Below are 13287 nucleotides of genomic sequence, written 5' to 3'. Positions count from 1 at the left end.
CAATGATTCAGCAGGAGTCGCGACTCAAGATCGCCGACAACACGGGTGCCAAGGAGATTCTCTGCATCCGTGTGCTCGGCGGCTCGGGACGGCGCTACGCGGGGATCGGCGACACGATCGTCGCCACCGTGAAGGACGCCATCCCCGGAGGCAACGTCAAGAAGGGCGACGTCGTCAAGGCGGTCGTCGTGCGCACCGTCAAGGAGCGCCGTCGTCCGGACGGCTCGTACATCAAGTTCGACGAGAACGCCGCTGTCATCCTCAAGGCTGACGGCGACCCGCGTGGAACGCGCATCTTCGGCCCCGTGGGCCGCGAGCTGCGCGACAAGAAGTTCATGCGGATCATCTCGCTCGCGCCGGAGGTGCTGTGAACATGGCGAAGAAGATCGTCAACATCAAGAAGGGTGACCAGGTCAAGGTCATCGCTGGTGCCGACAAGGGCGTCGAGGGCAAGGTCATCGACGTCCTCACCGAGCAGGACCGCGTCATCGTCGAGGGCGTGAACCGCATCAAGCGGCACACCAAGTCGGCGCAGGCCGGCGGCGAGGGCACGGGCGGCATCATCACCCGCGAGGCCCCCATCCACATCTCCAACGTCATGCTCGTCGTCGACGCCGACGGTGACAAGACCACCTCGCGCATCGGCTTCCGCCGTGACGAGGTCACCAAGAACCGTCCCGACGGTTCCTCCTACGCAGCGCACCGCAGCGTGCGCGTCTCCACCAAGACCGGAAAGGAGATCTGACATGAGCGACGTCTCCACCGCACCGCGGCTCAAGGCCCGGTACCAGGACGAGATCGCACCCGCGCTGCGCGAGCAGTTCGAGTACGCCAACGTCATGCAGGTCCCCGGCCTCACCAAGATCGTCGTCAACATGGGCGTCGGCGAGGCCGCTCGTGACGGCAAGCTGATCGAGGGCGCCCTGCGCGACCTCACCGCCATCACGGGTCAGAAGCCGCAGGTCACCAAGGCCCGCAAGTCCATCGCCCAGTTCAAGCTGCGTGAGGGCATGCCGATCGGCGCGCACGTCACGCTGCGGGGCGACCGCATGTGGGAGTTCCTCGACCGTCTCCTGACGCTCGCGCTCCCGCGTATCCGTGACTTCCGTGGCCTGAGCCCGCGGCAGTTCGACGGCCGTGGCAACTACACCTTCGGTCTCACCGAGCAGGTCATGTTCCACGAGATCGACCAGGACAAGATCGATCGGTCCCGCGGCATGGACATCACCGTCGTCACGACGGCCACGAACGACGACGAGGGTCGCGCGCTGCTCAAGCTGCTCGGCTTCCCGTACAAGGAGAACTGACATGGCGAAGACCGGTCTGAAGATCAAGGCGGCTCGCAAGCCGAAGTTCGCCGTCCGCGGCTACACGCGCTGCCAGCGGTGCGGCCGCTCGCAGGCCGTCTACCGGAAGTTCGGCCTGTGCCGTATCTGCTTCCGCGAGATGGCACACCGCGGCGAGCTCCCCGGCATCACCAAGAGCAGCTGGTAATCCACCACCCCCATAGGCGTCGAAGGTCCGCTCCGACCCCCAGCCCCGGCTGGGAGCACGAGCAGGGAAACCACGGCGAGAAACGGAACACATCACATGACGATGACTGACCCGGTCGCGGATCTGCTCACGCGGATCCGCAACGGCAACCAGGCGTACCACGACAGCGTGGACGCGCCCTACAGCAAGCTCAAGGAGGGTGTTGTCACCCTGCTGAAGCAGGAGGGCTACATCACGGACTTCTCCGTGGCCGAGCCCGCTGAGGGCGAGGTCGGCAAGACGCTGACCGTCACGCTCAAGTACGGCCCCTCCCGCGAGCGCTCGATCGCCGGCATCCGCCGCATCAGCAAGCCCGGGCTGCGCGTCTACGCCAAGTCCACCAACCTGCCCAAGGTGCTCGGCGGCCTCGGCGTCGCGATCATCTCGACGAGCCAGGGCCTCCTGACGGACCGTCAGGCCAACACGAAGGGCGTAGGTGGGGAAGTCCTCGCCTACGTCTGGTAAGAGCGGAGGGGAGAAGACATGTCTCGCATCGGCAAGCTTCCCGTCGCCGTTCCGTCCGGCGTCGAGGTCACCATCGAGGGCCAGGACGTCAGCGTCAAGGGCCCCAAGGGTCAGCTCAGCCACACGGTCGCCGAGCCCATCACCGTCGAGCGCGGTGAGGACGGCGTCCTCGAGGTCAAGCGTCCCGACGAGGAGCGTCGCAGCAAGGCCCTGCACGGCCTGAGCCGCACGCTCATCAACAACATGGTCATCGGTGTCACCGAGGGCTATGAGAAGAAGCTCGAGATCGTGGGCGTCGGCTACCGCGTGCTGGCCAAGGGCCCCAACGCGATCGAGCTCAACCTGGGCTTCAGCCACCCGGTCCCCTTCGATGCCCCCGAGGGCATCACGTTCGCCGTCGAGTCCGCGACGAAGTTCGCGGTCATCGGCATCGACAAGCAGAAGGTCGGCGAGGTGGCTGCCAACATCCGCAAGATCCGCAAGCCCGAGCCCTACAAGGGCAAGGGCGTGCGCTACGCCGGCGAGCGCGTCCTGCGCAAGGCCGGAAAGGCTGGTAAGTAACCATGGCGATCTCGATCAAGCACACGAAGGGCACCGCTGCGCGTCAGGCGTCGCGTGCTCGCCGTCAGATCCGTGGCCGCAAGAAGCTCTACGGCTCCGCCGAGCGTCCGCGTCTCGTGGTCACCCGCTCGAGCAAGCACATCGTCGCCCAGGTCGTGAACGACCTGGAGGGCCGCACCCTGGTGTCGGCCTCGACGATGGAGGCGGACCTGCGTGCCGACGGTGGCGACAAGACCGCCAAGGCCAAGCAGGTCGGCGCACTCGTCGCCGACCGTGCCAAGGCCGCGGGCATCGAGGCTGTCGTGTTCGACCGTGCGGGCAACCGCTACGCCGGACGCATCGCAGCCCTCGCCGACGGCGCCCGCGAGGGCGGACTGGAGTTCTGATGACCAACAACTACGTCAACACCAAGATGGGGAGTGTCGCATGAGCGGCCAGCAGCGTCGCGGAGGCGGCGATCGTCGTGGCGGCCGGGGCAACGACCGCGGCGGCGACAAGTCCAACTACATCGAGAAGGTCGTCACGATCAACCGTGTCGCCAAGGTGGTCAAGGGTGGTCGTCGCTTCAGCTTCACCGCTCTCGTGATCGTCGGCGACGGTGACGGACAGGTCGGCGTCGGGTACGGCAAGGCCAAGGAAGTTCCCACGGCCATCGCCAAGGGTGTCGAGGAGGCCAAGAAGAGCTTCTTCCGCGTGCCCCGCATCCAGGGCACCATCCCGCACCCCGTCACGGGTGAGAAGGCGGCCGGCGTCGTCTTCCTGCGCCCCGCGTCCCCCGGTACCGGCGTCATCGCCGGTGGCCCGGTCCGCGCCGTGCTCGAGGCTGCCGGCATCCACGACGTCCTGAGCAAGTCGCTCGGCTCGTCGAACGCCATCAACATCGTCCACGCGACGGTGGAGGCCCTGCGCTCCCTCGAGTCGCCGGAGGCAGTGGCCGCGCGCCGCGGCCTGCGCGTCGAGGACATCGCCCCCGCCGCCATGCTCAAGGCTGCGGCCGAGGGCATCAAGGAGGCGCAGAACGCGACCGCCGAGGCGGGTGTGTGATGGCCAAGCTCGAGATCACCCAGATCCGTTCCGGCATCGGCCGCAAGCAGAACCAGCGCAACACGCTGCGTTCGCTCGGTCTGAAGCGCATCGGCGACACCGTCGTCAAGGAAGACCGTCCCGAGATCCGTGGCATGGCCGAGACCATCCCGCACCTCGTGACCTTCAAGGAGGTTGACTGACATGGCGCTCAAGCTGCATCACCTGCGCCCCGCCCCGGGAGCCAAGACTGCCAAGACCCGTGTGGGTCGCGGTGAGGGCTCCAAGGGCAAGACGGCCGGACGAGGCACCAAGGGCACCAAGGCCCGCTACCAGGTGTCCCAGGGCTTCGAGGGTGGACAGGTCCCCCTCCACATGCGCCTGCCCAAGCTGAAGGGGTTCAAGAACCCGTTCCGCGAGGAGTACCAGGTCGTCAACGTCGAGCGCATCGGCGCTCTCTACCCCGAGGGTGGTGTCGTCGACGTCGAGTCGCTCGTCGCCAACGGTGCGGTCCGCAAGGGCCAGCTCGTCAAGGTCCTCGGCGAGGGCGACCTGGGCGTGGCCGTCCAGGTCACCGCTCACAAGTTCTCCGGCTCGGCTCGCACCAAGATCGAGGCAGCCGGCGGAAGCGTCACGGAGCTCTGAGCTCCAGCCGGGACGTGGCGTCTCAACCACCAGTGCGGTGGGTGGGGCGCCACGTCGTGGTTCACGGCCCCGGCGGGGGAGTCCCAACCCGGACGCAACCGCATCCATGCAAGAACTGACTGTTAGAGTCGCCGGGGCTCCTCCAGAGCCCCAGACCGAGGAGGATCGATCGTGCTCAGCGCCTTCGCCAACGCGTTCAGAACACCTGACCTGCGGCGCAAGCTCCTGTTCGTGCTGGCCATCGTCGTCCTGTTCCGGCTCGGCTCCACGCTGCCGGCCCCGGGCATCAACGTCGAGAACGTGCGCAACAGCGTCGAGGCCGCCTCCACGGGCGACAACGCCAGCCTGTTCGCCCTCATCAACGTCTTCTCCGGTGGCGCGCTGCTCCAGCTGACGGTCTTCGCGCTCGGCATCATGCCGTACATCACCGCGAGCATCATCCTGCAGCTCCTCGTGGTCGTCATCCCTCGTCTGGAGGCCCTCAAGAAGGAGGGTCAGGCCGGACAGGCCAAGATCACGCAGTACACCCGGTACCTCACGCTCGGCCTCGCCATCCTGCAGGCCTCGGGCATCGTGGCCCTCGCCCGCTCCGGCAACCTCTTCGGCGGCCAGACCTCGGGTGAGCTGCTCTACGACAACGACAGCATCCTGTCCTTCCTGCTCATCGTGCTCACCATGGTGGCCGGCACGGCCGTGATCATGTGGCTCGGCGAGCTCATCACCGACCGGGGCATCGGCAACGGCATGTCGATCCTGATCTTCACGCAGGTCGTCGCCACCTTCCCCGGCGCCATGTGGCTCATCAAGCAGCAGAAGGGCTGGACGACGTTCCTCATCGTCCTGATGATCGGCCTCGTGGTCGTCGTCGGCGTCATCTTCATGGAGCAGGCCCAGCGCCGCATCCCGGTGCAGTACGCCAAGCGGATGGTGGGACGCCGCATGTTCGGCGGCTCGTCCACGTACATCCCGCTCAAGGTCAACCAGGCCGGCATCATCCCGGTCATCTTCGCCTCGAGCCTGCTGTACCTGCCTGCGCTGTACTCGCAGTTCCAGCCCGAGTCGCAGTTCTCGGCGTGGATCCAGACGCACTTCGTCAAGGGCGACCACCCGTACTACATGATCACGTTCTTCGCGCTGGTCGTGTTCTTCACGTACTTCTACGTGGCCATCACCTTCAACCCGGAGGAGGTCGCCGACAACATGAAGAAGTACGGCGGCTTCATCCCCGGCATCCGGGCGGGCCGGCCCACTCAGGACTACCTCGCGTACGTCCTGAGCCGCATCACCGCTCCGGGCGCGCTGTACCTCGGTCTCATCGCGCTCATCCCGATGATCGCCGTGGCGTTGCTCAACGCCAACCAGAACTTCCCGTTCGGCGGAACCACGATCCTCATCATCGTCGGCGTCGGTCTCGACACGGTGAAGCAGATCGAGAGCCAGCTCCAGCAGCGCAACTACGAAGGATTCCTGCGGTGACCCGACTCCTGATCATGGGCCCGCCCGGCGCGGGCAAGGGCACGCAGGCCGCGACGCTGGCTGCTCGGATCCAGGGAGCTCACATCTCCACCGGCGACATCTTCCGGGCCAACGTCTCGGAGCAGACCGAGCTGGGCAAGACGGCGCAGCGGTACATGGACGCCGGCGAGTACGTCCCCGACGAGGTCACCAACGCCATGGTGAAGGACCGCCTCTCGCAGGACGACGCGCGCGAGTCCTTCATCCTCGACGGCTACCCCCGCACCCTCGAGCAGGTCTCCACGCTCGACACGATCCTGGCCGAGCTCGACTCGGGCCTGGACCACGTGCTCGTGCTCACGGTCGACCACGAGGAGCTCATCGCCCGGCTGCTCAAGCGGGCCGAGACGAGTGGCCGCGCCGACGACACCGAAGAGGTCATCCGGCACCGCCAGGAGGTCTACATCGCGGAGACCGCACCCCTGCTGCCGGTCTACCGCGAGCGCGGACTCCTGCGTGAGGTCGACGGCATGGGTTCGATCGACGAGATCCAGTCGCGCATCGACGCCGCGCTCGGTCTCTGACCGAGCACCGGACCACCTGATGTTCGGCCGGGGAGCGCAGCTCAAGACGCCCGCCCAGGTCGCGGTCATGCGTGAGGCCGGCCTGGTCGTCGCCCACACCCTGGACGGCGTGCGGCAGGCCGTCGCGCCCGGCGTCACCACGGGTGAGCTCGACGCCCTGGCCCGCGACCTCATCGCGTCGCAAGGTGCCACCTCCAACTTCCTGGGCTACCACGGCTTCCCCGGCGTCATCTGCGCGTCGGTGAGCGAGGAGGTCGTGCACGGCATCCCCGGCTCGCGGGTGCTGCGCGACGGCGACATCATCTCCATCGACTGCGGGGCCGTGGTGGACGGCTGGCACGGCGACTCCGCCATCACGGTGCCGGTCGGCGACGTCGACCCGGCGGCGCTGGCGCTCAGCGAGGTCACGCGTGGCTCCATGTGGGCGGGCATCGCCGCACTGAAGGTCGGGAACCGCCTGGGCGACATCGGCCACGCGGTCTCGTCCTTCGTCCACGAAGCGGGTCCCTACGGCGTGGTCGAGGGCTTCACGGGCCACGGCATCGGCACCGAGATGCACCAGGAGCCCGACGTCCCCAACGTGGGCCGGCCGGGCAAGGGCCTGCGCCTCGTCGAGGGCATGGTCCTCGCGATCGAGCCCATGGTGAGCGCCGGCTCGCCCGATACCGTCACGCTCGACGACGACTGGACGGTGGTCACGGCGGACGGCTCCTGGGCTGCCCACTGGGAGCACTCGTGCGCGCTGACCGCCACCGGCGTCTGGGTGCTCACCGCCGAGGACGGGGGAGCGGCCGAGCTGGCCTCGCTCGGTGTCCCCTTCGGCGGCACACTGGAGGCATGAGGCGACTCGTCGCAGGGCTGATCGTGGTGCTGACCGCGTGCGGACCCGACAAAGCCCCCGCGCCCGGACCCGCCGACCGGGTCGAGTCGCTGTTCCGCGCCTACGAGTCGGGCGACTGCACGCAGGCCAAGAGCCTCGTGACCCGTCCGGACGACCTCCCGTGCGAGCAGGTCGACTCGATCGCACGGCTCTTCGAGACCGGCAGGCTGTCGCTCGAGGACGCGACGTTCACCGTGACGGACGAGGGTGGCGAGTCGGCGGCCGTCGACGTCGACCTCGGTGACGGCGAGGGCCCCGCGCCCTACGACGTCGTGAAGATCGACGGCGAGTGGCTCGTGGAGCTGGACACGTCGGCCTAGACGGCGATCAGCGGACGACCGTGGTCCGAGTGGTCCGGGCGGCTGCCACGGTGGCGCTGCCGCCGTAGCGGACCCCCACCTGCTGGGCCTTGCTGGAGGCCTCGAGCCCGGTCACGACGGCTCGGCCTCGGCCGTTCTTGAGCACGATGGTGGTGGCCTGCTCGCCGATCGTGACCCGGACGCGACCGGTGACGGGGGAGACCCCGGGCGCCTTGACCGAGACGACGACGTCGGCCTGGCCCTGACCGCCGGTCACGGTGGCCTGCAGGGCCGGGGTGGACAGTGTGGGTCCGGACCCGGTGCCCGTGCCGCCCGCCGTGGTGTGGCCGCCGGCCGCCACCCGCACGCGGACGTCGAGCCGGTGTCCGAGGTCGTCGGACGACTGGACGTAGGAGTGGGCGGTGGCACCCGTGATGGCGACGCCGTCGCGGAGCCACTGGTAGTGGACGCGGAAGCTCGACGGCGAGGCGACGCTGAAGTCGGCCACGAGCCTGCTGCCGAGGCGAGGCGTGCCCACGACGGAGGGCTGGCGACGGAAGCTCACGACGCCCTCGCCGACAGGTGCCGAGGCGGACGTGCTGCTGGCGCTGGTGTAGCCGGCGCGGCGACCCGTCACGGTGACCGAGAGGCGGTGCCCGCGATCGGCCACGACCGGCGTGTAGGTGGAGCGGGTGGCGCCCTTGACGACCTTGCCGTCGCGCAGCCACTGGTACGAGAGCGCGGCATCGGGGGCCCAGGACCCGGGCTCGGCCGACACCGGTGCCGAGACCCGCGGCGTGGTGCTGAGGCGGGGTCGGGGGGTGCTGGTGAAGATGCCGTCGCCGACCGTGCCGGCGGTCACGGTGCGGGTGGCGGAGGCGTAGCCGGGCTTGGAGGCGCTGGCGCTGACGGCGAGCGTCGTGCCACGGTCGGCCAGCGCGGGGGAGTAGGTGGACTCGGTGGCGCCGGGGATGGCCTTGCCGTCGCGCAGCCACTGCCAGGCCGTGGTGACGCCGGTCTGGGACCAGGCGCCTCCGGCGGCCCTCACGGTGCCGTCGACGCGAAGGGTGCCGTTGACGGTGGGTGCCGTGGTGCTCGACATGGCGCCGGCGGCGACCTCGGCCGTGGCCCCGGTGGTGACCGACGAGCTGACGTAGCCCGTGCGCTGCACGCCCACCGTCGCCGTGATGGTCCTGTCGACGAGCTCGGGGCCGGGCGTGAAGGTGGAGGAGGTGGCTCCGGCGACGGGGACGCCGTCGGCGAGCCACTGGTAGGTCCTCGTGCTGGGGGCCGGGCTGAAGGTGCCGCTCGAGACGGTGAGCGGGACGTCGACCTTGGCCGTTCCGACGACCTGGGGCTTCTGGGAGGCGACGAACACGCCGCGCGCCACGGTGACGTGGGAGGAGGTGGCGGTCGCCTTGGAGTAGCTGCCGCGGACGGCAGTGATCCGGGCGCTGAGCTGGTGTCCCACCTGGGTGGCCAGCGGCTTGTACGACGAGGAGGTGGCGCCCTTGATGGCCGCGCCGTCCAGGAGCCACTGGTACGAGGTGCCGGCGGCGGCCGGCTTCCACGTGCCGGAGGAGGTGGTGAGGGTGGCGCCGACGCGCTTGGAGCCCGACAGCGCAGGCTTGGCGGTGTTGGCGAGCGTCGGGTCTGCGAAGTGGATGAAGCCGTCGGGCCAGCCCGATCCCTTGGTGACGCGGCGCCAGTCGAAGGCTCGCCCGTAGTTGGACTCCGAGACGATGATCTCCGACGAGGAGACGACCTTCTCCACGTACGCCACGTGGTTGCCGGTCCTGCCCCACCAGGCGACGGAGCCCACCACGGGGGTCGAGTCGGTGATGGACGACATGGCCTTGCCCCAGTCGCGGGCGTTGCCGACCCCGGACTTGGGGCGGGTGTTGGGCATGCCGTTGGTGGTGACGAGGCGGTAGGCGACGTAGTTGGTGCAGTTGGTGCCCGTGTACATCCGCCAGTACATGGTGCCCTGGTTCTTCTGGTAGCCGTAGTCGGAGTAGCCCGCCCCACGGCACGACGAGTAGCTGGTGCACACCAGGGTGGATCCGTCAGCAGAGCTGAACGGCACCAGGAGGGCGGCGAAGACTACGCTTGCGAGCCCGAGACTCTTCCACGACACGCCGAGCAGACTACGTGAAAAATGTGACTCGTGGGGCAGGGAAGGTCAGAAGTGGTGTCTGGGGCTCGCATTCCACCGCGAAATCAAGCGGTTCAGGCGTGCAGCTCCATCGTGCAGCACTTGACGCTCCCGCCGGCCTTGAGCAGCTCGCTGACGTCGAGGGGGACGGGCACGTAGCCCCGGGTGTCGAGCTGCTCCGCGAGGCCCCGGGCCTGGACGGGGAGCACCACGTGGCGGCCGTCGCTCACCGCGTTGAGGCCGAGCGCCAGCGCGTCCGCCTCGTCGACCTCGAGTGCGTCGGGGAAGAGCTGGCGCAACGTGCGGAGGCTGTGGCGGCTGAAGGCGCGGCGGACGTAGGCGACGTCGGCGGGCGCCTCCCCGTTGCCGTCGTCGAGCACCGCGAGGGCGGTGTCGAGGTGGTAGAAGCGGGGGTCCACGAGCTCGAGCGAGACGACGGGGCGGTCGAGCACCTGCTGGGCCTCGACGTGGGCGGCGATGCTCGTGCGGAACCCCGTGCCCGCCAGGACCATGGATCCCAGGACGAGGAAGTCGCCCTCGCCCTCGTTGGTCTGGACCGGGCGGGTGACGTCGTGCCCTCGTTCGGTGAGCCACTCGGCCCAGGCGCCTGCCTCGGCGCGACGTTCCTCGTGACGGAACATCGCGCCGTACGTCCGATCCCCCACCGTGGTGGCGCCGTTGGCCGCGAACACCATGTCGGGCTGTCCTGGCAGGGCAGGCGCGACGTCGACCCGGTGGCCGAGGGTCCGGTACGTCTGCACGAGGGTGGCCCACTGCTCGAGGGCGCGGTCGCGGTCGACGGCGATGCCGGGATGCATCCAGGGGTTGATGGCGTACTCGACCGCGAAGTGCTCGGGTGCGCACATCGCGTAGCTGCGGGTCCGGGCCGTGCGTAGCGGCGCGCGCGAGGTGTCGGGGGAGACGACGTACGACGGGGAGTCGAGCAGGGTCATGGGGCCTCCTGGCCGTCGATCGAGGACGTTCGGCGCAACGAATCCATGCTAGGAGCCGCCGCGCCGATACGACGAAGCCGAAAAGTGGTGTCGACGATCAGGAATCCCGCGTCGATGCCGCTTGTGTGAAGGATTCTTGCAAGAATGGATTCATGGACCCCGTGGACCGCCAGATCATCGACGTCCTCATGGAGGACGGTCGCGCCCCGTACGCCACGGTCGGGGACCGGGTGGGCCTCTCGGCCTCGGCGGTGAAGCGTCGGATGGACCGCCTCGTCGGCGACGGCGTGATCGCCGGGTTCACGGCCGTCGTGGACCCGCACCACATGGGCTGGACCACCGAGGCGTACGTCGAGGTCCACTGCCAAGGGACCATCTCGCCCGACGAGCTGCGCGCCGCCTTCAGCCGCGTGCCCGAGGTGAGGGCGGCCGCCACGGTCTCGGGTCAGGCCGACGCGCTCCTGCACATCGTGGCGCGCGACGTGCGTGACCTGGAGCGAGCCCTGGAGCGCGTCCGCATCGAGACGGCCAACGTCGACCACACCGAGACGGCGATCGTGCTGTCGCGCCTGATCGACCGGCCGGGGGCCACCGCGGTCTAGCGGAGGCACCGCCTCAGCTCGGTGAGGCGGTAGTAGAGGCGCGTGCCGGGCGCCGGGCGGCAGCGCTCCGCCACTGGAACCTGGCGCTCGTTCTGCAGGACCCGCACGAGCACCCGGCCGCGGTCGTCCCGGAAGACGTCCCACTGCACGTTGCCACCGAGCGGGGACACCAGGCCGCCGCGCCACGGGTTGTCGGCCGCGCTGTACGGCCGCCCGGGCGTGACCTGCTGCGTGCTGCCCGGGAGGCCGACGAGCGCCGAGAACGGGATGAGCTGCTCGGCGTGCGCGAACCGGAACACCCCGGCCGTGGCGCCGCCCTTCAACCTGCGGTGGACCGCGGCGAAGAAGTCGTCGAGGAGGACCCGGGCGGCACGGTACGTGTCGTCCTGGCCCGAGAAGGACGGTCCTCGGCGGTAGAAGTAGTCGGCGTCGTGGAGCGTGCCGAGGGCCACGGCGTCGGAGTGACTGACGAAGGCCGAGAAGTCTGCCGACGTCGCGTCGCCCATGCCGGGCACGATGGCATAGAGGTTCCAGAGGGAGAGTGCCGCTGCGGCCGGGTCGTCGAGCGTGGACACGTACGCCGGGGTGAAGACCCGCTCCAGCACGTCGGTCGCGGCCGCCTGCACCGGCGCGGACTCCGCGACCCGGCGGATGGCCTGCGTGGCGGCGACGTCGTCGGCCAGGAAGCGGGCGTACTCCGCGTCGGTCTTGTCGAAGCGCAGGAGCCGCGGATCGGCCTCGACCTCCCCGATCGACGTGGACGGAGCGCCGGCGGCGAGCCCGCCGCGGAAGGCCTCGGCGCTGTCCGAGGCGCGCTGCACGCCCGAGGACCAGATCTCGACGCGCGTCGCCGGCCCGAGCAGCCCGGGCAGCCGGAGGCCCACCCGGGCGCCGATGCCTCGGAGCTCGGCCTCGCCGACCGGGGTCAGCTCGCCCACCCCGATCCGCCGGACGTCGGCCTGGAGCGTCCTCACCTGACGCTCGAGCTCGTCGGCGTCGTCCCGGAGCCCGCCGGCGGCACGGGCCTCGGCGATCCGCGCGAGCGTCAAGGTCATGTCGGTGCGCGACGCAGTGGTGCGGGAGCCGTGACGATCGAGGGACTCCGTGAAGACGGGCTCGTACCCGGAGGGAACAGGTGCCGTGCGCGGTGCGGAGGCGGGGTACGGGCTGAGCGACGCGAGCGACGGGTCGGCGTGCGCCGGACCGGCCGGGAGGGGCAGCAGGCTCGTCATGGCAGCCAGCACGGCGAGGACGGCGGAGAGCACGGGAGCTCCTGTCGGGGTCGGGTCGGCCCACGGTCCCAGCGCTGGACGACCATGAGGTGGCCGGCGGGTGAAGTGTCAGCCGGAAGGGTGACCGGCGGTGGCCGGTCACGAGCAGACGAGCGAGCGGTCCCGCTCCGATTTGAGTTAGACCGCCCTCACGGCCTAGACTGACCTGTCGGCCTTGTCAGGCGCGTACACCCATGCCCTTCACTGGGCTTCTTCGTCGGGACCTCGGTCCCAAGGAGCAGGGCTTGCGCGCGTGTCACCGGCCATCAGACGAAGCAACCGAAGAAGCTGGGGTTCATGGCGAAAAAAGAAGGCGTCATCGAGATGGAGGGCGCAGTCGTTGAGGCGCTCCCGAACGCGATGTTCCGGGTCGAGCTGGCCAACGGTCACAAGGTCCTCGCGCACATCAGCGGCAAGATGCGTCAGCACTACATCCGGATCCTCCCCGAGGACCGGGTCGTGGTGGAGCTCTCGCCGTACGACCTCAGCCGAGGGCGGATCGTCTACCGCTACAAGTGAGCCCGGCTCGCTGCACGGCCCACAACTGAAAACCGACATTCACGTTCAATCAGAAGAGAGCTTCAGATCCATGAAGGTCAACCCGAGCGTGAAGAAGATCTGTGACAAGTGCAAGGTGATCCGTCGCCACGGACGCGTCATGGTCATCTGCGAGAACCCGCGCCACAAGCAGCGCCAGGGCTGAAGCAGAGTCTTCTTTCACGAAGCAGTACTGAACGTCTGACGGCTCCCACCGGCTCACGCCGATGGGTCACCCCCGGAACACAGGCCGGGGCCCTGCTCAGAGACACATGAGATCTCTGGAGGCAGCGGGGACGCCGCGGACGACCACACCTGTGTCGA

General features: G+C 69.1%; 20 protein-coding genes. 17 read left to right on the top strand and 3 right to left on the bottom strand.

Translation table 11 applies throughout. The features are described from left to right. Positions 1-2: 2 nt before the first annotated feature. The 14 genes from rplN (at position 3) to ASD11_RS11405 (ending at position 7466) form a co-directional block, all read left to right on the top strand. Positions 3-371, top strand: a complete 369-nt coding sequence (gene rplN, locus ASD11_RS11470; RefSeq protein ID WP_056287261.1) for a 50S ribosomal protein L14 — start codon at positions 3-5, stop codon at positions 369-371. A 2-nt stretch (positions 372-373) separates the two neighbouring features. Further along, positions 374-745 carry a 50S ribosomal protein L24 gene (gene rplX / locus ASD11_RS11465; RefSeq protein WP_056287260.1) on the top strand — a complete coding sequence of 124 codons (372 nt, stop codon included), beginning with the start codon at positions 374-376 and terminating at the stop codon, positions 743-745. Position 746: 1 nt separating this feature from the next. Next, a complete protein-coding gene (gene rplE / locus ASD11_RS11460; RefSeq protein WP_056287259.1) occupies positions 747-1307 on the top strand; it encodes a 50S ribosomal protein L5 in 561 nt (186 codons plus the stop codon). Position 1308: 1 nt separating this feature from the next. Next, positions 1309-1494 (top strand): type Z 30S ribosomal protein S14, encoded by a 186-nt coding sequence (locus ASD11_RS11455; RefSeq protein ID WP_056287258.1) that lies wholly within the window; start codon positions 1309-1311, stop codon positions 1492-1494. A gap of 96 nt (positions 1495-1590) precedes the next feature. After that, positions 1591-1998: a 30S ribosomal protein S8 gene (gene rpsH, locus ASD11_RS11450; protein ID WP_056287256.1), complete on the top strand. Its 408-nt coding sequence runs from the start codon at positions 1591-1593 to the stop codon at positions 1996-1998. Between the two features lie 18 nt (positions 1999-2016). Continuing rightward, positions 2017-2559: a 50S ribosomal protein L6 gene (gene rplF, locus ASD11_RS11445; protein ID WP_056287253.1), complete on the top strand. Its 543-nt coding sequence runs from the start codon at positions 2017-2019 to the stop codon at positions 2557-2559. Between the two features lie 2 nt (positions 2560-2561). Further along, positions 2562-2945, top strand: a complete 384-nt coding sequence (gene rplR / locus ASD11_RS11440; protein ID WP_056287252.1) for a 50S ribosomal protein L18 — start codon at positions 2562-2564, stop codon at positions 2943-2945. 40 nt (positions 2946-2985) lie between these two features. Continuing rightward, entirely contained in the window at positions 2986-3603 is a 618-nt protein-coding gene (gene rpsE, locus ASD11_RS11435; RefSeq protein ID WP_056287250.1) for a 30S ribosomal protein S5, read from the top strand. Then, positions 3603-3785, top strand: a complete 183-nt coding sequence (rpmD, locus tag ASD11_RS11430) for a 50S ribosomal protein L30 (RefSeq protein WP_056287249.1) — start codon at positions 3603-3605, stop codon at positions 3783-3785. Before rpsE ends, rpmD begins: the two co-directional genes overlap by 1 nt. Position 3786: 1 nt before the next feature. Then, on the top strand, positions 3787-4227 hold the full coding sequence (gene rplO / locus ASD11_RS11425) for a 50S ribosomal protein L15 (RefSeq protein ID WP_056287246.1): 441 nt from the start codon (positions 3787-3789) through the stop codon (positions 4225-4227). Between the two features lie 171 nt (positions 4228-4398). Beyond that, complete coding sequence (gene secY, locus ASD11_RS11420) at positions 4399-5703, top strand: preprotein translocase subunit SecY (protein WP_056287244.1); 1305 nt, start codon at positions 4399-4401, stop codon at positions 5701-5703. After that, positions 5700-6266, top strand: a complete 567-nt coding sequence (locus ASD11_RS11415; RefSeq protein ID WP_268750704.1) for an adenylate kinase — start codon at positions 5700-5702, stop codon at positions 6264-6266. The genes secY and ASD11_RS11415 overlap by 4 nt, the downstream gene beginning before the upstream one ends. A gap of 19 nt (positions 6267-6285) precedes the next feature. Continuing rightward, positions 6286-7107, top strand: a complete 822-nt coding sequence (gene map / locus ASD11_RS11410; protein ID WP_200940124.1) for a type I methionyl aminopeptidase — start codon at positions 6286-6288, stop codon at positions 7105-7107. Then, complete coding sequence (locus ASD11_RS11405) at positions 7104-7466, top strand: hypothetical protein (RefSeq protein ID WP_056287242.1); 363 nt, start codon at positions 7104-7106, stop codon at positions 7464-7466. Before map ends, ASD11_RS11405 begins: the two co-directional genes overlap by 4 nt. A 7-nt stretch (positions 7467-7473) precedes the next feature. Here the strand turns inward: ASD11_RS11405 and ASD11_RS11400 are convergent, their stop codons facing one another. Together ASD11_RS11400 and ddaH are read right to left on the bottom strand one after the other, a co-directional pair. Next, complete coding sequence (locus ASD11_RS11400) at positions 7474-9582, bottom strand: CHAP domain-containing protein (RefSeq protein ID WP_056287239.1); 2109 nt, start codon at positions 9580-9582, stop codon at positions 7474-7476. 92 nt (positions 9583-9674) lie between these two features. Further along, on the bottom strand, positions 9675-10553 hold the full coding sequence (ddaH, locus tag ASD11_RS11395; RefSeq protein WP_082554310.1) for a dimethylargininase: 879 nt from the start codon (positions 10551-10553) through the stop codon (positions 9675-9677). Between the two features lie 152 nt (positions 10554-10705). On the opposite strand from ddaH, the gene ASD11_RS11390 reads away from it, so the two are divergent. Then, on the top strand, positions 10706-11155 hold the full coding sequence (locus ASD11_RS11390; RefSeq protein ID WP_056287236.1) for an Lrp/AsnC family transcriptional regulator: 450 nt from the start codon (positions 10706-10708) through the stop codon (positions 11153-11155). Here the strand turns inward: ASD11_RS11390 and ASD11_RS11385 are convergent. After that, entirely contained in the window at positions 11152-12420 is a 1269-nt protein-coding gene (locus tag ASD11_RS11385) for a histidine-type phosphatase (RefSeq protein WP_056287230.1), read from the bottom strand. The two genes, ASD11_RS11390 and ASD11_RS11385, sit on opposite strands and share 4 nt — an antisense overlap. Before the next feature lie 303 nt (positions 12421-12723). Here ASD11_RS11385 and infA point away from each other — a divergent pair, with 303 nt between their 5' ends. Then, positions 12724-12945, top strand: coding sequence for a translation initiation factor IF-1 (gene infA, locus ASD11_RS11380; RefSeq protein ID WP_007078610.1), 222 nt, complete (start codon positions 12724-12726; stop codon positions 12943-12945). 70 nt (positions 12946-13015) lie between these two features. Further along, positions 13016-13129 carry a 50S ribosomal protein L36 gene (rpmJ, locus tag ASD11_RS11375; protein ID WP_008361054.1) on the top strand — a complete coding sequence of 38 codons (114 nt, stop codon included), beginning with the start codon at positions 13016-13018 and terminating at the stop codon, positions 13127-13129. Positions 13130-13287 lie beyond the last annotated feature (158 nt).

Source organism: Aeromicrobium sp. Root495 (genome assembly GCF_001426755.1).
In the GTDB taxonomy this organism is placed as follows: domain Bacteria; phylum Actinomycetota; class Actinomycetes; order Propionibacteriales; family Nocardioidaceae; genus Aeromicrobium.
Note: the sequence above shows the minus strand (reverse complement) of the source record. Positions and strands in the feature narration are given on the sequence as shown.